Origin of the sequence: Methylobacterium organophilum (genome assembly GCF_022179465.1) — a bacterium.
GTDB lineage: Bacteria > Pseudomonadota > Alphaproteobacteria > Rhizobiales > Beijerinckiaceae > Methylobacterium > Methylobacterium organophilum.
The window spans coordinates 233,386-251,559 of record NZ_BPQV01000009.1 but is presented as its reverse complement, the minus strand read 5'-3'; the positions used below and the strand labels follow the sequence as shown (position 1 = coordinate 251,559).

16 protein-coding genes are annotated in these 18,174 nt (G+C 66.9%); 11 read left to right on the top strand and 5 right to left on the bottom strand.

All coding sequences use genetic code 11. The annotated features are described in order from the left end of the window. The 3 genes from MFF21_RS16305 to MFF21_RS16295 form a co-directional block, all read left to right on the top strand. Window positions 1-216: hypothetical protein (locus tag MFF21_RS16305; RefSeq protein ID WP_238312339.1), on the top strand; the 216-nt coding region annotated here is incomplete at its 5' end. Between the two features lie 87 nt (window positions 217-303). Then, window positions 304-2,361 (top strand): M3 family metallopeptidase, encoded by a 2,058-nt coding sequence (locus MFF21_RS16300; RefSeq protein ID WP_238312338.1) that lies wholly within the window; start codon window positions 304-306, stop codon window positions 2,359-2,361. Between the two features lie 115 nt (window positions 2,362-2,476). Further along, window positions 2,477-3,409: a ring-cleaving dioxygenase gene (locus MFF21_RS16295; protein WP_238312337.1), complete on the top strand. Its 933-nt coding sequence runs from the start codon at window positions 2,477-2,479 to the stop codon at window positions 3,407-3,409. A gap of 35 nt (window positions 3,410-3,444) precedes the next feature. Here MFF21_RS16295 and MFF21_RS16290 read toward each other — a convergent pair whose 3' ends face one another. Next, window positions 3,445-4,911, bottom strand: a complete 1,467-nt coding sequence (locus MFF21_RS16290; RefSeq protein ID WP_373325035.1) for a Dyp-type peroxidase — start codon at window positions 4,909-4,911, stop codon at window positions 3,445-3,447. A 290-nt stretch (window positions 4,912-5,201) separates the two neighbouring features. Here MFF21_RS16290 and MFF21_RS16280 point away from each other — a divergent pair, with 290 nt between their 5' ends. From MFF21_RS16280 to MFF21_RS16245, 8 genes are all read left to right on the top strand, one after another. Next, on the top strand, window positions 5,202-5,975 hold the full coding sequence (locus MFF21_RS16280; protein WP_238312334.1) for a ferredoxin--NADP reductase: 774 nt from the start codon (window positions 5,202-5,204) through the stop codon (window positions 5,973-5,975). Window positions 5,976-5,982: 7 nt separating this feature from the next. Further along, window positions 5,983-6,648, top strand: a complete 666-nt coding sequence (gene bioD, locus MFF21_RS16275) for a dethiobiotin synthase (protein ID WP_238312333.1) — start codon at window positions 5,983-5,985, stop codon at window positions 6,646-6,648. Between the two features lie 301 nt (window positions 6,649-6,949). Continuing rightward, window positions 6,950-7,519: a F0F1 ATP synthase subunit delta gene (locus tag MFF21_RS16270; protein WP_238312332.1), complete on the top strand. Its 570-nt coding sequence runs from the start codon at window positions 6,950-6,952 to the stop codon at window positions 7,517-7,519. 71 nt (window positions 7,520-7,590) lie between these two features. After that, window positions 7,591-9,120, top strand: a complete 1,530-nt coding sequence (atpA, locus tag MFF21_RS16265; RefSeq protein ID WP_238312331.1) for a F0F1 ATP synthase subunit alpha — start codon at window positions 7,591-7,593, stop codon at window positions 9,118-9,120. Between the two features lie 147 nt (window positions 9,121-9,267). Beyond that, on the top strand, window positions 9,268-10,152 hold the full coding sequence (locus MFF21_RS16260) for a F0F1 ATP synthase subunit gamma (RefSeq protein ID WP_238312330.1): 885 nt from the start codon (window positions 9,268-9,270) through the stop codon (window positions 10,150-10,152). Window positions 10,153-10,177: 25 nt separating this feature from the next. Continuing rightward, complete coding sequence (gene atpD / locus MFF21_RS16255) at window positions 10,178-11,626, top strand: F0F1 ATP synthase subunit beta (RefSeq protein ID WP_238312329.1); 1,449 nt, start codon at window positions 10,178-10,180, stop codon at window positions 11,624-11,626. Between the two features lie 12 nt (window positions 11,627-11,638). After that, a complete protein-coding gene (locus MFF21_RS16250; protein WP_238312328.1) occupies window positions 11,639-11,890 on the top strand; it encodes a hypothetical protein in 252 nt (83 codons plus the stop codon). A gap of 25 nt (window positions 11,891-11,915) precedes the next feature. Next, the gene (locus MFF21_RS16245; RefSeq protein WP_238312327.1) at window positions 11,916-12,317 is read left to right on the top strand and encodes a F0F1 ATP synthase subunit epsilon; all 402 of its coding nucleotides are present in this window, start codon (window positions 11,916-11,918) and stop codon (window positions 12,315-12,317) included. A gap of 311 nt (window positions 12,318-12,628) precedes the next feature. On the opposite strand, the gene MFF21_RS16240 is transcribed toward MFF21_RS16245, so the two are convergent. From MFF21_RS16240 to MFF21_RS16225, 4 genes are all read right to left on the bottom strand, one after another. Next, window positions 12,629-13,135 (bottom strand): GNAT family N-acetyltransferase, encoded by a 507-nt coding sequence (locus MFF21_RS16240; RefSeq protein ID WP_238312326.1) that lies wholly within the window; start codon window positions 13,133-13,135, stop codon window positions 12,629-12,631. Between the two features lie 124 nt (window positions 13,136-13,259). Beyond that, window positions 13,260-14,363, bottom strand: coding sequence for a microcin C ABC transporter permease YejB (locus MFF21_RS16235; RefSeq protein ID WP_238312325.1), 1,104 nt, complete (start codon window positions 14,361-14,363; stop codon window positions 13,260-13,262). A 10-nt stretch (window positions 14,364-14,373) separates the two neighbouring features. Further along, entirely contained in the window at window positions 14,374-16,236 is a 1,863-nt protein-coding gene (locus MFF21_RS16230; protein ID WP_238312324.1) for an extracellular solute-binding protein, read from the bottom strand. Then, entirely contained in the window at window positions 16,233-18,155 is a 1,923-nt protein-coding gene (locus MFF21_RS16225) for an extracellular solute-binding protein (protein ID WP_373325034.1), read from the bottom strand. Before MFF21_RS16225 ends, MFF21_RS16230 begins: the two co-directional genes overlap by 4 nt. Window positions 18,156-18,174 lie beyond the last annotated feature (19 nt).

Here is an 18,174-nt window from a genome sequence, read left to right as displayed (position 1 = left end):
AAGGTCGCAGGTTCAAATCCTGCCCCCGCAACCAAACACAAACACACAAAACACAAAACAAAGCAGCCGCCCTCACAAGGCGGCTTTCTTGCGTTCAAGGCCAGAGAAACGGCCCTCTCCCAAAAACCGTCCCCGCAGCACACTGGAAAAACCCCGCAGGGCAGAGAAGGGGAGGGGGCTTGGTGGGGCCTCGGATTGGGGCTCGCCGCGCTGTGACGCGCGGAAATGGGCCCCTTCGTTTGCCCTCGTGACCGGCGATCCCTATCCTTGCCCTCGGACGACCCGAGGAAACCGGAAGACCGCATGACTGCCGAGACCGTGGCTGCGAACCCCTTCGAAGAAGCCGCCTGGACGACGCCCTACGGATTGCCGCCCTTCGAGCGCATCGCCTCTGACCAGTTTATCCCCGCCTTCGAGCGCGCCCTCGCGGGCCACAAGGCGGAGATCGACCGGATCGCCAGCAACCCGGAGCCCGCGAGCTTCGCCAACACCATCGCGGTGATGGAAGGCTCGGGCCGGGACCTCCGGCGCGTCGCCGCAATCTTCTTCAACCTGACCGGCAGCCACACCAATCCGGAACTCCAGGCCGCCGAGCGGCAGATCGCCCCCCGGCTCGCCCGCCATTCCAGCGCGATCTACCTGAACGCCGATCTCTGGGCGCGGATCTCGGCCATCGACGCCGAAACGGAGGCGCTCGGCGAGGAAGAGCGCCGAGTGCTCGAGCGCTACCGGATCCGCTTCAAGCGCTCCGGCGCCGACCTCGACCCTGAGACCAAGGCTCGCATCGCCGAGATCGCGACCCGGCTCGCCGAGCTCGGCACCCGGTTCGGGCAGAACCTTCTCGCCGACGAGAGCAGCTTCATGCTGCCGCTCGCCGGGGAGGAGGAACTCGCCGGACTGCCGCCCTTCCTGCGGGATGCTGCTGCCTCCGCTGCGGCCGAGCGCGGCGGCACACATCGCCACGTCATCACCCTGTCGCGCTCCTTGATCGAGCCCTTCCTAGTCTTCTCTACCCGACGCGACCTGCGCGAGCGCGCTTACCAAGCCTGGATCCGCCGTGGCGAGAGTGGTGGTGAGACCGACAACCAAGTAATCATCGCCGAGATCGTGAAGCTGCGGGCGGAGCGCGCCCGGCTTCTCGGCTTCGACAGCTTTGCGCATCTCAAGCTCGATGACACCATGGCCGGCTCGCCCGATGCGGCCATGGAGCTCCTGCGCAATGTCTGGACGCCGGCCCTACAGCGGGCCTTCTCCGAGCGTGAACGCCTCCAGGCACTGATCCAGGCAGAGGGGCAGAATTTCGACCTGCAGGCCCATGACTGGCGTCACTATGCGGAGAAGCTGCGTCAGGCCGAGCATTCCCTCGACGAGACGGAGATCAAGCCGTACCTGCCCCTCGACGGCGTGATCGCGGCATCCTTCGACACCGCGCACCGGCTCTTCGGCCTGAGCTTCGAGGAACTGTCGGGCACGCCGCGCTACCATCCGGATGTCCGCACTTGGCTGGTGCGCGACCGCGACGGCTCGGAGATCGGGCTGTTCCTGGGCGATTATTTCGCGCGGCCCTCGAAGCGTAGCGGTGCCTGGATGAGCGCCTTCCGGACGCAGGAGCGGCTTTCCGACGAGATCAAGCCGATTATCGTCAACGTGATGAACTTCGCCCGCGCACCGCAGGGCGAGGCGACCCTGCTCTCCTTCGACGACGCCCGCACGCTCTTCCACGAATTTGGCCACGCCCTGCACGGGCTTCTCTCGGATGTGACCTATCCGCTGTTGGCCGGCACGGCCGTTTCCGGCGATTTCGTAGAGCTGCCCTCACAGCTCTACGAGCATTGGCTGGAGCAGCCGGAGGTGCTGCGGGCCCATGCCCGCCATCACCGCACGGGTGAGCCCATGCCGGAGGACCTGCTGAAGCGCCTGCTCGCCGCGCGGACTTTCAACCAGGGCTTTGCTACGGTGGAATACACCGCTTCTGCCATCGTCGACATGACTTTGCATCTCTCCTCGGCTGGAGAGGAGGGACTCGACGTGCTTGCCTTCGAGGCGGATGCGCTCAAGCGCATCGCCATGCCAGCGGAGATCGCCATGCGGCACCGCAGCCCGCATTTCGCGCATATCTTCTCCGGGGACGGCTATGCTGCCGGCTACTACAGCTATCTCTGGTCGGAGGTGCTGGACGCGGATGCCTTTGACGCCTTCCGCGAGGCCGGCGACATCTTCGATCCCGAGACCGCGGCGCGCCTGCGCCACTTCGTCTATGGCGCCGGCAACCTGCGCGATCCGCGGGACGCCTACACCGCCTTCCGCGGTCGCCTGCCGAGCATCGATCCGCTCCTGAGGAAGCGCGGCCTAGCCGCCTGAGCCTCACGGCCTTCAAGCGCCGTCCCCCGCCGCGGGGCGGCGCGGGATTCGCATTTGGGCTTCGCGCCGCGCCTCCCCATCTTCCGGGCGCGATCCGTTCCTATCGAGGCGCCCGATGCAGCTCACCGGCATCCACCATCTCACCGCGATCACGGCTCAGGCCGCCGACAACTTCGCCTTCTACACGCGGGTGCTGGGGCTCCGGCTCGTCAAGAAGACGGTGAACCAGGACGACGTTTCGGCCTATCATCTGTTCTATGCCGACGGGCTCGCCTCGCCGGGCAGCGACCTGACCTTCTTTGACTGGCCGGCTCCTCGAGAGCGCCGGGGCACGTCGAGCATCAGCCGCACGGGCCTGCGCGTGGCGGGGGAGGGCAGCCTTGACTGGTGGCGCGAGCATCTCGCCCGGCAGGGGGTGAGCCATCACCCCGTGATCGCGCGCGACGGGCGCCAGACCCTCGATTTCGAGGATCCGGAGGGCCAGCGCTTCAGCCTCGTCGACGACGGCGGGGCGGGGGAGGCCCATTCCTGGGCGGAGAGCCCGGTGCCGGTGGAGCGACAGATCCGGGGGCTCGGCCCGATTCGCCTCACCGTGCCGCGGTCGGATCGGACGGAGATCGTGCTCACTGAGCTGATGGGCATGCGCTTCGAGCGAACCTATGAGCTGCCGGAGGGCGAGGTCCGGGTCTTTGCCATGGGGCCGGGCGGCGCGAGCGCGGAGCTGCATCTGCTTGAGGATCGCGGCGCCCCCGCCGGCCAGGGCGCCGGCGGCGTGCACCATCTCGCCTTCCGCATCCCGGACGCGGATTACGATGCCTGGGCCGAGCACCTGCGCGCCCATCGGGTGCCGTCGAGCGGCCCGGTCGACCGCTACTACTTCCGCAGCCTCTATTTCCGCGAGCCGAACGGCATCCTGTTCGAGATCGCCACCGACGGCCCCGGCTTCACCGCCGACGAACCCCTGGAGAGCCTGGGTGAGCGCCTCGCCCTGCCGCCCTTCCTAGAGGGGCGGCGCGCCGAGATCGAGGCGGGGCTGAAACCGCTGTGAGGCCGGTAGGCCGGCTTCGGGGGCCGGCCTTGCCGTCAGAGATTGCGCAAGAAGGTCAGGCTCGGCGAGAAGAAGTATTCGCCGCCCTTCATGTGGACGAACCCGCCGAAATCGACGTTGCCGACCACGCCGGCGCCCGGGTCGTCCCAGACCTTCGGGAGCTTCTGCTGCCCGGGCGTGAGGGGCCCCTGGCCGATCACCGGATCGATCCCGTGCGGTTGGGGCGGGCCCGGAGGGAAGCCGGGGTTGTTCGCCCAGGCCGCTTGCGTGAACTTGAATTGCCGGCCGATCTCCGCGTTGTAGGCCATGAACAGCAGCCCGACGCCCTTCTTCGGCAGCTTGTCGGCCACCTTCTCGCGGAACTCCCGCAGGCTGTCCGCCTCCGGCAACTCGGAGGGATGCACCTCCCGCTGCGCATCCTCGTAGGGAATGCCCCGCCGTGGCATCAGATGCGTGCGTTCTGCCTGTTCGTCCCCGGCGGCGCCGCGTGGGTTGGTCTTGCGGATATGGGCGTGGAAGGGACAGCGGACCCCGTCATCTCCGGTATAATCGAAATCGTTGGGCGGCTTCGCGCCGCGGGCCTCCTTCGACAGGGTCACCGGTGTGCCGTCCTCGAAGCGCCCGACGATGAGGGCGCCGGCCAGCTCGCGCTGGTCCGCCCCCTTGAACTTCAGCGTGTCGGCGATGACCTGCTCGCGGGTCTTGAAGTCGCGGACATGCTGCTCGAGCTTGCGGAAGACGAGATAGCTGCCGAAGGCGGTGTCGTCGCCCGGCACGCCGGGATCGGGAACCAGGGCGATCCCGATGGGGAAGGCGGGGTCCCAGCGGTTCGTCCCGGCCGTTTCCCGCTCCCCGGCGATGTCCTCCACCAGCAGCAGAGGCTGGCTGCGCCCATCGACGTAGCCGAAATGCTCGATGCCCTCGTTGGCCGCGTTGAAGAGGGCAGCGCCGTGCTGGACGAACACGGTGCCGCCGGCCTCCTCGATCAGGTCCCGGATCTGTCCGATCAGCAGCGCCGTCTCGCTCGCGGTCTCGTGTCCGACGATTGCCAGGCCGTGGCTGCGGGTGCGGAATTCCGGCTCCCATTGCGCAAGGGGCGGGTCCTTGAGCTCGTCGATGCTCCCGTCATCGCCCATGCCACGCAGGAATTCGGGGTCGGACGGGCGAACTCCACCCTTACCGATCGCCTCGTAGCCCTGCGCCGACAGCGCCACATGGACGAAGGGGCCGCCGCCGCGGCCTCCATCGTGCTTCTTGCCGGCTTTCTTGAAAGCCTCTGCGTCGATCAACTGCCGATAGGCGCTGACGATATGGAAATTGGCGAGGTCGCGAAGCATTCGCCGCGCTTCGAGAGATTGATTGGGATCAAGCTTGAAAAATATATTGCCGGTGAATTTCCGGCCGTGTCCCTTCAAGATGTTTCCCTGCAGGCTCTGGAGAGCCGCTAATTCTTGATCGTTCGCTTTCTTCCATGAAAGCGGCTTCGTCAAATCGATTGCCATTGCAGCCCCCCAGACCGATTTCGATTGGGAAAGACAGGCGCCTGACTACTGAACGAATCGCGATTTTGAAATGAAACTATAAATAGAATTATTTCAGGAAATCAAGCAGCCGGCAGCGAGGATTGAATCCGCGCCCCGGCGGGGCCGCGGCGCCCGTTCGATGCACCGTTGCCGTTGGGGAACGATGCATTGTCATCAGACCGGCTGCGCGGTGTCGCTGGCTTGACGGGGCTCCCGCACTTGCGAGATGAGCACCCTGAACATTTCCGTAAACCGGGCTCTTTAGAACGATGAGCAAGTACAACGAGGAGCGGGTTCTGTCGGTGCATCACTGGACCGACACGCTGTTCTCCTTCCGCACGACGCGCGACCCCTCGTTCCGTTTCCGCAACGGGGAGTTCACGATGATCGGGATCGAGGTGGAGGGGCGTCCGCTTCTGCGGGCCTATTCGGTGGTCTCGGCCAATTACGAGGAGGAGTTGGAATTCTTCTCGATCAAGGTGCCCAATGGTCCGCTGACGAGCAAGCTGCAGCATCTGAAGGTCGGCGATCCGATCATGATCGGCAAGAAGCCGACCGGCACGCTGGTGCTCGACAACCTGCTTCCGGGTAAGAACCTCTACCTGCTCGGCACCGGCACGGGGCTGGCGCCGTTCATGTCGATCATCAAGGATCCGGAAACCTACGAGCGCTTCGAGAAGGTGGTGCTGGTGCATGGCTGCCGGCACGTGCAGGAGCTCGCCTATGGCGAGACGATCACCCAGACCCTGCCCAACCACGAGTTCCTGGGCGAGGTGATCTCGAGCCAGCTGCTCTATTACCCGACGGTGACGCGCGAGCCGTTCCGCAACCGGGGCCGGATCACCGACCTGATGCTGTCGGGCAAGCTGTTCGAGGATATCGGCCTGCCCAACATGTCGATCGAGAACGACCGCTTCATGCTCTGCGGCTCGCCCGAGATGATCAAGGACACTCGCGAGCTGCTGGTGACCGGCGGCTACGAAGAGGGCAATCACGGCGAGGCTGGCCATTTCGTCATCGAAAAGGCCTTCGTGGAAAAGTGAAGTCGCGATGAGCGCCCTCTTCGTCGCGGGCGCTGGCACCGAGATCGGCAAGACCTACGTCACTGCCGCCCTGGTCCGCTTCCTGCGGGCGCGGAGGCGAGCGGTGACCGCCCTCAAGCCCCTGGCGAGCGGCGTGCCGCCGCTTGATGATCCCGCCTTCGCCGAGAGCGACACCGCCCGGCTGCTGGCCGCCCTCGGCCAGGCGGTGACGCCGGAAGCTGTGGATGCCTGCTCGCCCTGGCGCTTCCGTGCACCCCTGGCGCCGGATCTCGCCGCCGCGCGGGAAGGGCGCTCCCTCGACTGGCGCGACCTGGTCGCTTGGTGCCGCGACCGGATCGCGACATCGGGCGGCGACCTCGTCATCGAGGGAGTGGGTGGGCTGATGAGCCCAATCGCCCCCGAGGCCACCGGGCTCGACTGGGCGAAGGCGCTGGGCCTGCCGGTGCTCCTCGTCTCCGGCTCCTATCTCGGCGCGATCAGCCATGCGCTCACCGCGGCCGAGACGCTCCGCTTCCACGGGATTGCGATGATGGCCGTGATCGTAAGTGAGAGCGAGGGCGCGCCGACCCCGCCCGAGACGGTCGCCGACGCGATCGCCCGCCGGGTCTCCGCCCCCGTCGCGGTGCTGAAGCGCGGCGGCAGCTTTCCAGACGCGCTGGCGGACTTCGTCTGAAAAGGCGGACCCGGTCTGACACAATCGGAGCACACGCGGCGCGGGCATTCTCCCGTGGAGGGACGGAGCAGCTGCGCCTGGCGTGGGCGCCTTTCGCCAGCAAAAAACCGCGAATTCGCCGGAGAAACGTCGCCTTGCGCAGCGACGCGAACCCATGCTAGGCGACAGCCGCGCCGTGAGAGGGGGGGTCGCTTGATCCCGTCGGGCCCGGCGCTTTCCCAATTCCAACGGTTCTCCGAGCCGCCGCCTTCAGGCGCGCACCGGGCCGAGACCGGCGGACAAGGATAAGAGAGAGCGACGGGTGGCGCAGAACGGTTCCGAAGGTCCCCTGGTTGCGGGCGTGGCAGGCCGTTACGCGCTCGCGCTCTTCGAGCTCGCCCGGGACGAGAGGCAGGTCGATTCCGTCGCCGCAGATCTCGACCGTTTCGATTCCCTTCTGAAGGAAAGCGCGGATCTTCGCCGCCTGGTGAAGAGCCCGGCGTTCTCCGCCGAGGAGCAGACAGCCGCCGTCACCGCCGTGCTGGCCAAGGCCGGCATCTCGGGACTCGCCTCTAACTTCATCAAGCTTTCCGCCTCGAACCGCCGACTGTTCGCCCTGCCGGACATGATCCGCGCCTTCCGCGAGAAGGTGCGCGAGTCTAAGGGCGTGGTGCGGGCCGAGATCCGCGTCGCCGAGAAGCCGTCCGACGCGCTGATCGAGGAGATCAAGACCGCGCTCCGCGAGGTCGCCGGCGCCGAGGTCGATCTCGACCTTCACGTCGATCCGTCCCTGATCGGCGGCCTCGTCGTGAAGATCGGCTCGCGCATGGTCGACGCCTCGCTTCGCACCAAGCTCAACAGCATTCGCCTTGCCATGCGGGAGGCCCGCTGAGGTTCTTCAAGACCTCGCGTGAGCCGACCGACACCCGAACAGACCGCCTAAGACCTTAAAGAGGCCCGACGATGGACATCCGCGCCGCCGAGATCTCCGCGATCCTGAAAGAGCAGATCAAGAACTTCGGCGAGGAGGCCGAGGTCACCGAGGTAGGGCAGGTGCTCGCGGTTGGCGACGGCATCGCCCGCGTCTACGGCCTCGACAACGTACAGGCCGGCGAGATGGTCGAGTTCGAGTCGGGCGTGCGCGGCATGGCCCTCAACCTCGAGCAGGACAATGTCGGCGTCGTGATCTTCGGCTCCGACCGCGAGATCAAGGAAGGCCAGACCGTCAAGCGCACGGGCGCCATCGTCGACGTGCCGGTCGGTAAGGGCCTGCTCGGCCGCGTGGTCGACGGCCTCGGCAACCCGATCGACGGCAAGGGCCCGATCCAGTCGACCGAGCGTCGCCGCGTCGACGTGAAGGCCCCGGGCATCATTCCGCGCAAGTCGGTGCACGAGCCGATGTCGACCGGCCTCAAGGCCATCGACGCCCTGATCCCGGTCGGCCGCGGCCAGCGCGAGCTGATCATCGGCGATCGCCAGACCGGCAAGACCGCCATCGCCCTCGACACCATCCTCAACCAGAAGCCGGCCCATTCGGGCACCGACGAGAACGCCAAGCTCTACTGCGTCTACGTCGCCATCGGCCAGAAGCGCTCCACCGTCGCCCAGTTCGTGAAGGTGCTGGAGGACCAGGGCGCCCTCGAATACTCCATCGTCATCGCCGCCACCGCCTCCGACGCTGCGCCGATGCAGTTCATCGCGCCGTTCTCCGGCTGCGCCATGGGCGAGTATTTTCGCGATAACGGCATGCACGCCGTGATCGTGTATGATGACCTTTCCAAGCAGGCCGTCGCCTACCGTCAGATGTCCCTGCTGCTGCGTCGCCCGCCGGGTCGCGAGGCTTACCCGGGCGACGTGTTCTACCTCCACAGCCGCCTGCTTGAGCGCGCCGCCAAGATGGGTGACGCCGCCGGCAAGGGCTCGCTCACTGCGCTGCCGGTGATCGAGACCCAGGCCAACGACGTGTCGGCCTATATCCCGACCAACGTGATCTCGATCACCGACGGCCAGATCTTCCTTGAGACCGACCTGTTCTACCAGGGCATCCGCCCGGCGGTGAATGTCGGCCTCTCGGTGTCGCGCGTCGGCTCGTCGGCTCAGACCAAGGCGATGAAAAAGGTCGCCGGCAAGATCAAGGGCGAGCTGGCCCAGTACCGCGAGATGGCGGCCTTCGCTCAGTTCGGTTCCGATCTCGACGCCTCGACCCAGCGCCTGCTGAACCGCGGCTCGCGCCTCACCGAGCTCCTGAAGCAGCCGCAGTTCTCGCCGCTGAAGATGGAGGAGCAGGTCGCGGTGATCTATGCTGGCGTGAACGGCTACCTCGACAAGCTCCCGGTCAACAAGGTGCGCGCCTTCGAGGACCAGCTCCTCGGCACCCTGCGCTCGAAGCACCAGGACCTGCTCGACACGATCGCCACCTCGAAGGATCTCTCCGACGAGAGCGCCAACAAGCTGAAGGCCGTCGTCGAGAGCACCGCCAAGTCGTTCGACTAAAGGCACCGTCCCCTCCCCCTGGCGGGGAGGGGTTCGGGTGGGGGTGGTGCCGGATGCAGCTCTGCCGTGCCTTGAACCACCCTCACCTCCGACTCCTCTCCGCAAGGGGGGAGGAGAGGCTCTCTTGAACGGACCCGGACGCCCCCGATGGCCAGCTTGAAGGACCTGCGCAACCGCATCACCTCGGTGAAGGCGACGCAGAAGATCACCAAGGCGATGCAGATGGTCGCGGCCGCCAAGCTGCGGCGCGCCCAGAATGCCGCCGAGAACGGGCGTCCCTACGCCGAGAAGATGGCGCAGGTGCTCGGCAATCTCGCCGGCAACCTGATCGGCGGCGTCGGCGCTCCGCGCCTGCTCTCTGGCACCGGCAAGGACCAAGTGCACCTGCTCGTGGTTTGCACCGGCGACCGTGGCCTCGCTGGCGCCTTCAACTCCTCGATCGCGCGTCTGGCCCGCGACCACGCCAACCGGCTGATGGCCGAGGGCAAGACCGTCAAGATCATGACGGTGGGCAAGAAGGGTCTCGACATCCTGCGCCGTCAGTTCCGCGACCAGATTGTCGCCTCCCGTGACATCCGCGGCAACAAGCCGGTTGATTACCCCTTCGCTGCCGAGATCGCCGACGACATCCTGGCCCGCTTCGAGGCTGGCGAGTTCGACGTCGCGACCCTGTTCTACTCCGAGTTCCGCTCGGTAATCTCGCAGATCCCGACGGCGCAGAAGCTGATCCCGGCAGAGCTGCCGCAGGTGGAGGCTGCGAATGCCGCCGGATCGGACGCGGCGATGGAGTTCGAGCCGAGCGAGGAGACCATCCTCGAGACGCTGCTGCCGAAGAATCTCACCGTTCAGGTCTTCCGGGCGCTCCTGGAAAACGCCGCCTCCGAGCAGGGCGCGCGTATGAGCGCCATGGATTCCGCGACCCGCAACGCGGGCGAGATGATCAAGAAGCAGACGCTGGTCTACAACCGCACGCGTCAGGCCATGATCACCAAGGAACTCATCGAGATCATTTCGGGCGCGGAAGCGCTCTGACCGCCGCTTAAGAGGAATCATCGCAATGGCGAACACCGCTTCCCCCACCAACGCCAAGGGCAAGATCACGCAGGTCATCGGCCCCGTCATCGACGTGCAGTTCGAGGGGCACCTGCCGGAGATCCTGAACGCTCTGGAGACCACCAACCAAGGCGGCCGCCTCGTCCTCGAAGTGGCTCAGCAGCTCGGTGAAAACACTGTGCGCTGCATCGCCATGGACACCTCCGAGGGTCTCGTCCGCGGCCAAGAGGTCGAGGATACCGGCGCGCCGATTAAGGTGCCGGTCGGTCACAACACGCTGGGCCGCATCATGAACGTCATCGGTGAGCCGATCGACGAACTCGGCCCGATTCAGGCCGACACTTTCCGCGCGATCCACCAGCCGGCCCCTCCCTACGACGAGCAGTCGACCGAGGCGCAGATCCTGGTCACCGGCATCAAGGTGGTGGACCTGCTCGCCCCCTATGCTAAGGGCGGCAAGATCGGTCTGTTCGGCGGCGCCGGCGTCGGCAAGACCGTGCTGATCATGGAGCTGATCAACAACATCGCCAAGGCTCACTCCGGTTACTCGGTCTTCGCCGGCGTCGGCGAGCGCACCCGCGAGGGCAACGATCTCTACCACGAGATGATCGAGTCCAAGGTGAACACCGACCCGAAGGAGCATGGCGGTTCGGTCGAGGGCTCCAAGTGCGCGCTGGTCTACGGCCAGATGAACGAGTCGCCCGGCGCCCGCTCCCGCGTGGCTCTGACCGGCCTCACCATCGCCGAGCAGTTCCGCGACGAGGGCCAGGACGTGCTCTTCTTCGTCGACAACATCTTCCGCTTCACGCAGGCGGGCTCCGAGGTGTCGGCTCTTCTCGGCCGCATCCCCTCGGCGGTGGGCTACCAGCCGACGCTGGCCACCGACATGGGCGCTCTGCAGGAGCGCATCACCACCACCACCAAGGGCTCGATCACCTCGGTGCAGGCGATCTACGTGCCGGCGGACGACCTGACCGACCCGGCCCCGGCCACCTCCTTCGCCCACCTCGACGCCACGACCGTGCTCTCGCGCTCGATCGCCGAGAAGGGCATCTACCCGGCTGTGGACCCGCTCGACTCCACCTCGCGCATGCTCTCGCCGGCGATTCTCGGCGAGGAGCATTACGATGTGGCCCGCCGCGTCCAGCAGACCCTGCAGCGCTACAAGTCCCTCCAGGACATCATCGCGATCCTGGGCATGGACGAGCTGTCGGAAGAGGACAAGCTGACCGTGGCCCGCGCCCGCAAGATCGAGCGCTTCCTCTCGCAGCCATTCCACGTGGCCGAGGTCTTCACCGGTTCGCCGGGCAAGCTCGTCGCGCTCGAGGACACGATCAAGGGCTTCAAGGGCCTGGTCGAGGGCAAGTACGACGACCTCCCCGAGGCCGCCTTCTACATGGTCGGCTCCATTGAGGAGGCTCAGGAGAAAGCCAAGAAGCTGCTCGCCGCCTAAGGGCGCCGGCACGTGAACGCCAAGGTCGTCCTTTTCCTGGTCGGGCTCGTGGTTGGGGGCCTCGTCGGCTTCCTGACCCGCCCCCAGGCGACGGAGATCAAGCTCGGGCCGCTCAGCGTCGAGGTCCAGGACAGGGACTCGACGGCGGGCGCTCGAGGCGGCGAGCTGACCACCGGCCAGCTCCAGCATGTCGGGATCTACGCCGTGATCGGCGCCATCGTCGGCTTCGGGGCCGGCTTCCTGGCCGACCGGGGCCGGCGTTGAGTTCAACACTCGGGACCTTCTGAAGATGGCCACCTTCCAGTTCGATTTCGTCGGCCCCGAGCGGACGCTGTATTCCGGCGAGGTCGAGGCCGTGCAACTGCCCGGCACCGAGGGCGACATGACCGTCCTGCCGGGCCATGCCCCAGTCCTGACCTCGCTCAAGGTCGGCGTCATCACCGTCACCGAGCGGGCTGGCAGCGGCAAGCGCATCTACGTGCAGGGCGGCTTCGCCGATATCGGCCCCGCTGCCGTGACGGTCCTGGCCGAGCGCGCTGCCCCGATCGAGGAGGTCAACCCGGCCATGATCGATCAGGAGATCGAGGCGACCGAAATGGCCCGCGACGCCACTGAGGACCTCGCCAAGCGCGAGGAGCTCAACGGCCATATCGCGCAGCTGCGCGAAGCCAAGAACGCGCTGAACTTCTAGGCGCCGCCAGCCTCTCGGCATCGAGACACCGAAAAGCCCGCCGCGCGAGAGCGTCGCGGGCTTTTTTCGTTTTGTCCTGGACGCGCGTTGGGCCGAGACGGCTCCCAGATGATCGCCGCGGTCGCAAGCGCCTTTCCTCCCCCTTTGGGGGAGGTGGCCGCGAAGCGGACGGAGAGGGCTGCGCCGTGCTTCCCCGCCGCGCGCACGGTAAAAAACTCACTCCACCGTGCTGCGCGCGGTTCCCCTCGCCCAAGGGGCGAGGAGAGGCGCTCCATGAAGCATCGGTGTCCCTCCGCCTGAATGCGGGCGGGTCAACGTGCTCGGGGGGCGCTCACGTTCCCGAAGGCCGTGCCGCAGGCGCCCTCGGCGAGTTCCAGCCAGAGGAAGCGGGCCGGGTCGACCGGGCCGGGCAGCACGAGTCGGCCCGGAGGCACGGGGCTGAAGCCGAAGCGCCGATAATAGGGCGCGTCGCCCACCAGTACGACGAGGCCGTGGCCGGCCTCCTTGGCCGCCTCGAGGCTCCTGTGCATCAGGGCCGAGCCGATGCCGCGGTCGCCGAAAGCCGGGTCGACGGTGAGCGGCCCGAGTACCAGGAGTGGCCGCCCCGCCGCTTCCGCCGGGCCGACCCGCACGGAGCCGACCAGATAGGTGCCGACCAGGGCCGTGAAGCAGAGCTCCGGCAGCGGCCCCACGCCCTCCCGCAGGCGATAGGCCGTGCGGGCGAAGCGGCCGGGGCCGAAGGCGCGGGCATGCAGCCGCTCGATGGCGGGCGCGTCGTCGGGTGTCTCGGGCCGGATGAGCAGGGGAAGGGCGGTCACGGGTCGGCGCTACGGCAAAGCGGGTCGCGCGCCGATAGCAGCCGCGCCGCGCCGCGGCAAACGGGAGGTGGCAGACGCTACCGGTTCATCACCGGAGCGTGCGTCCACCGCCCCGTCCCGCCGCTCACGCCGCCCTGGCCGAGAAATCGATGCGCGGGTCGATCCAAGTATAGATCAGGTCGGAGAGCAGGTTCACCGCGAGCCCGAGCAGGGAGAAGATGTAGAGGGTCGCGAAGACCACCGGATAGTCTCGCCCGACGATCGAGGAGAAGGACAGCAGCCCGAGCCCGTCTAGGGAGAAGATCGTCTCGATCAGCAGGGAGCCGGTGAAGAAGGCCGTGATGAAGGCGCCGGGGAAGCCCGCGATCACGATCAGCATCGCATTGCGGAAGACGTGCCCGTAGAGCACCCGGCTTTCGGAGAGTCCCTTCATCCGGGCGGTGAGCACGTATTGCTTGCGGATCTCGTCGAGGAACGAGTTCTTGGTGAGCAGGGTCGAGGTCGCGAAGGCTCCAAGCACCAGGGCGGCCAGCGGCAGCGTCAGGTGCCAGGCGTAGTCCACCAGCTTCCCCCACAGGCTCAGGGTGGCGAAGTTCTCCGAGGTGAGGCCGCGGATCGGGAAGATCTGCACGAAGGAACCGCCGGCGAACAGGATGATCAGCAGGATGCCGAACAGGAAGCTCGGGATCGCGTAGCCGATGATGACCACGCTGGAGGTCCAGATGTCGAAGCGCGAGCCGTCCTTCACCGCCTTGCGGATGCCAAGGGGGATCGAGATCGCGTAGGAGATCAGCGTCATCCATAGGCCGAGCGAGACCGACACGGGCAGCTTCTCGCGGATCAGCTGCAGCACCGAGACGTCGCGGAAATAGCTCTTGCCGAAATCGAAGCGCAGGTAGTCCCAGAGCATCTTGGCGAAGCGCTCGGGAGCCGGCTTGTCGAAGCCGAACTGCGTCTCGAGCTTCTTGATGAAGGCCGGATCGAGGCCCTGCGCGCCGCGGTAGCGGGAATTCTCGGAGCCGCCGCTGCTCCGGGCCGCGCCGCCGCCGAGATCGCCCTGGCCGCCGGTGATGCGCGAGAGCGAGCCCTCCTGCTGGCCCTGGAGCTGGGCCAGCACCCGCTCCACCGGGCCGCCGGGGGCGAACTGGATGATCGCGAAGGTGACCAGCATGATGCCGAAGATAGTCGGCACCATCAGGGCGAGGCGGCGCAGGATATAGCCGAGCATGGGTCCGCCTTCACTCCCGCCCGATCCGCCGGGCCTTGTCGGCGTCGAACCACCACAGGCTCGGCACGCCCAGCGCGTATTTTGGCGCCTTGGCCGGGCGGCCGAACACGTCCCAGACCGCCAGCCTGTAGTTGGCTGAGTACCACATCGGGATCCAGTAGCGACCGGCCCGCAGGACCCGGTCGAGCGCCCGGCAGGCGATGGTGAGGTCCGCCCGCGATGTCGCGCCGGCGATCTTGTCGAGGAGCGCGTCCACTGCCGGGTCGGCGACGCCGATCAGGTTGTTCGAGCCGGGGATCGTCGCCGAGCGGGAGCCGTAGGCCTCGCGCAGCTCCGGCCCGGGCGTGGCGTCGCCGGAACTCGCCCGGGAGGTCACGTCGAAATCGAAGTCGCGCACCCGCGCCTGATACTGCGAGGCGTCCACTGTGCGCTGCACGGCCTTGATGCCGAGCAGCGACAGGTTGCGGATGAAGGGCTGGACGATCGGCTCCCAGACCGGATCGGTGTCGAGGAACTCGAATTCCAGCGGCTTACCGCCCGGCAGCTTGAGAAGGCTGCCCTCGCGCACGCAGCCGGCTTCCTTAAGGAGGGAGTTGGCCTGAGCGAGGAGCCTCCGGTCCTGCCCCGAGCCGTCCGAGACCAGAGGCGTCCAGGGCTCGCCGAAGACCTCGTCGGGCACCTGGCCGCGGAGGGGTTCGAGCAGGGCGCGTTCGAGATCCGAGGGCGGCCCCTTGGCCATCATGTCGGTTTTCTCGAAGAAGGAGCTCGTGCGCGCATAGGCGCCGAACATCGCCGTGCGGTTCGTCCAGGCGAAGTCGAAGCACAGGCCGATCGCCTCGCGCACCCGCGGATCCTTGAAGACTGGCCGCCGCGTGTTGAAGAACCAGCCCTGGATGTTGGCGGGGGATTCGTCCTCCACCGTCTCGCGCTTCACCCGTCCCTCGCGCACGGCGGGGAAATCGTAGCCCGTGGCCCAGATCCGAGCGGTGAATTCCTGGCGATAGCTGAAGGCGCCCCCCTTGAAGGCCTCGAAGGCCACCTGCCGGTCGCGAAAATACTCGTAGCGCACTCGGTCGAAATTGTTCTGGCCGATCATCACCGGCAGGTCGGCGGCCCAGTAATCGGGCACCCGCTCCAACTCGATGAAGCGGCCGATATCCATGCGCCCGACCCGGTAGGGGCCGGAGCTGAGCAGCGCCTTGAGGGTCGGCGCCTCGAAATCGCGGCCCTCGAAGCTCGCCGCCGAGAAGATCGGCAGCTGTGCCACGATCAGGGGCAGGTCGCGGCTGCGGCCGGCCTCGAAGCGCACGAGTAGGGTGGTGTCGTCCTCCGCCTTCGCTTCCGCCATGTCGCGGATCACCTGGGAGATGGTCGGGTGGCCTTTCTCCTTCAGAATCGCGAGGGAGAAGGCGACGTCCTTCGCCGTCAGCTTGGTGCCGTCGTGGAAGCAGGCCTGCGGCCGCAGGAGAAAGCGGTAGGCGAGCCCGTCCGCGCTCACCTCTACGGCTCGGGCGACGAGGCCGTAGACCGCGTCCGGCTCGTCCAGCGCCCGCATCATCAGGCTGTCGAAGGTCAGGTTGATGCCCGCTGCCCCGTTGCCGCGGAAGACATAGGGGTTAAGCGTATCGAAGGTGTCGAAGGCCTGATTGCCGAAGGTCTGCGTGAGCTGGGCCGCGAAGTTCCCGCCCCGGGGCGCCTCCGGGTTCACGTAGTCGAAGGCCTTGAAGTCGGGCGCGTAGTTCAGCTCGCCGAAGCTCGACAGGCCATGCACGGTCCGGGCAGCCTCAGCCCTCGTCCCCCTCGGCAGGAGGGGGAGCGTGGAGAGGGAAGCTGCGCCGGCCAGCAGGGTCCGGCGCGTCGTCCGGCCGCTCAACGCGGTGCCCCGGTCTTGGCTGCGAGCTTGTCGTCGTACCACCACGTCGTGGGAAATCCCGAACTGCCGTATCTCGGCAAGATCTCGGGACGGGCGAAGCGGTTCCATCGGATCGTCCGAGTCACGCCGGAGGCCCATTGCGGCACCACGAAGTGGTGGGCGAGCAGCACCCGGTCCAGGGCGTGGGTCGCGGCGAGCTGGGTCTCGCGGTCCTTGGCGAAGATCACCTGCTCGATCAGGGCGTCGATGGCCGCATCCTTGATGCCAAGGATGTTGCGCGAGCCCGGCTGGTCTGCGGCCTTCGAGCCCCAGTATTCCCGCTGCTCGTTGCCGGGCGAGAGCGATTCCGGCCAGTTCGTTGTGGTGATGTCGAAGTCGAAGCTGCGCATCCGATTCTGGTACTGCGCCTGGTCGATCACTCGGATCGAGGAGCCGATGCCGATGAGCTTGAGCTGGGCTTGGTAGGGCAGGATCACCCGCTCGAACACGTTCTGAAATTCCAGGAACTCGACCGTGAGCGGCTTGCCGCTGGCGGCATGCACCATCTGGCTGCTCTTCAGTTCGTAGCCGGCCTCGCGCAGGAGCTTCACCGCCTCGCGCAGATTGGCGCGCACCTGCTCGGGGCTCGCGTTCACGGGGTTGGTGTAGGGCTCGGTAAAGACGCTCGCCGGCACCTTGTCCTTGAGGCCTTGCAGGATCTCCAGCTCCTTGCCCTGAGGCAGGCCGGAGGAGGCGAGATCCGAGCCGAAATAGTAGGAGTCGATCCGCTTGTAGAGCCCGTAGAAGAGCTGCCGGTTCATTTCCTCGAAGTTCAGGGCGAGATTGAAAGCGCGCCTCACCCGCTCGTCCTTGAACATGTCTCGGCGCAGGTTGAAGGCGAAGGCCTGCATGATGCCAGTGCCGCGGCTCGGGAACTCCTCCTTGACGAGCCGTCCCTCCTTCACCGCGGGGAAGTCGTCATAGGCGGTCGCCCAGTTGCGGGCGATGTTCTCCGAACGGAAATCGTAGAGGTCGCCCTTCAACGCCTCCAGGAGCACGCTGCCGTCGCGGAAATACTCGAAGCGCAGGGTGCCGAAATTATTGCGCCCCCGATTCACCGGCAGGTCCTTGCCCCAGTAATCGGTGACGCGCTCGTAGGTGGCCGAGCGGCCGGGATCGATCCTGACGAGCTTATAAGGGCCCGAGCCGAGGGGGATTTCCAGGGTCGTCTCGGCCGGGTTGCGGGCCTTGCCGTCCTTGGTGGTGCCGGTCCACCAGTGCTTGGGCATCACCTGCATCTCGCCAACGATCTGCGGCAGTTCCCGGTTGCCCTTCTCCGAGAAGCGGAAGGTGATCTCGCGGGCGCCGTTCGGCTCGGCGGCGGTGACGTTGTGGTAGTAGGAGGCGTGGAAGGGGCTGTTGGCCTTCAGGGTGTCGAAGGACCAGGCCACGTCCTCGGCGGTCACCGGCTTGCCGTCGTGCCAGCGGGCGCCCTCGCGCAGACGATACGTGACCGAACCGCCGTCATCGGCCACCCGCACGCTCTCGGCTAGGAGGCCGTAGGACGAGAACGGCTCGTCGCCAGCATTCTCCATCAGTGTGTCGTAGATCTGGAGGATGCCGCCCTCTAGGTCGCCCTTCAGGCCGTTGACGATGTAGTTGAGGTTGTCGAACCCACCCTGCGCCCCGAGGCGCACGAGACCGCCCACTGGCGCGTCCGGGTTGGCGTAGTCGAAATGGGTGAAGTCGGAGCCGTATTTCGGGGCGCCGAGCAGGGTCAGGGCGTGTCGCCAGCTGCCCGGTGCTTCCTGCGCCGAGAGGCCGCCAAGCGCTGCGCCCGCTCCCCCCTTCTCCGCGGCGCGGGCGGGGGCCGTCAGGGCTGCGGCGGCGAGCGCTCCGGCAAGGAAGCTACGGCGGCCGATGGCGGGCTGTCCTGTCACGGTGGCGCTGTCTCCCGAT

Excerpts from the sequence above, each read along its gene's own strand:
- MFF21_RS16280 (WP_238312334.1), top strand. The coding sequence starts at position 5,202 with ATGAGCAAGTACAACGAGGAGCGGGTTCTGTCGGTGCATCACTGGACC.
- MFF21_RS16290 (WP_373325035.1), bottom strand. The coding sequence starts at position 4,911 with ATGGCAATCGATTTGACGAAGCCGCTTTCATGGAAGAAAGCGAACGAT.
- bioD (WP_238312333.1), top strand. The coding sequence starts at position 5,983 with ATGAGCGCCCTCTTCGTCGCGGGCGCTGGCACCGAGATCGGCAAGACC.
- MFF21_RS16295 (WP_238312337.1), top strand. The coding sequence starts at position 2,477 with ATGCAGCTCACCGGCATCCACCATCTCACCGCGATCACGGCTCAGGCC.
- MFF21_RS16235 (WP_238312325.1), bottom strand. The coding sequence starts at position 14,363 with ATGCTCGGCTATATCCTGCGCCGCCTCGCCCTGATGGTGCCGACTATC.
- atpD (WP_238312329.1), top strand. The coding sequence starts at position 10,178 with ATGGCGAACACCGCTTCCCCCACCAACGCCAAGGGCAAGATCACGCAG.
- MFF21_RS16245 (WP_238312327.1), top strand. The coding sequence starts at position 11,916 with ATGGCCACCTTCCAGTTCGATTTCGTCGGCCCCGAGCGGACGCTGTAT.
- MFF21_RS16260 (WP_238312330.1), top strand. The coding sequence starts at position 9,268 with ATGGCCAGCTTGAAGGACCTGCGCAACCGCATCACCTCGGTGAAGGCG.
- MFF21_RS16300 (WP_238312338.1), top strand. The coding sequence starts at position 304 with ATGACTGCCGAGACCGTGGCTGCGAACCCCTTCGAAGAAGCCGCCTGG.
- atpA (WP_238312331.1), top strand. The coding sequence starts at position 7,591 with ATGGACATCCGCGCCGCCGAGATCTCCGCGATCCTGAAAGAGCAGATC.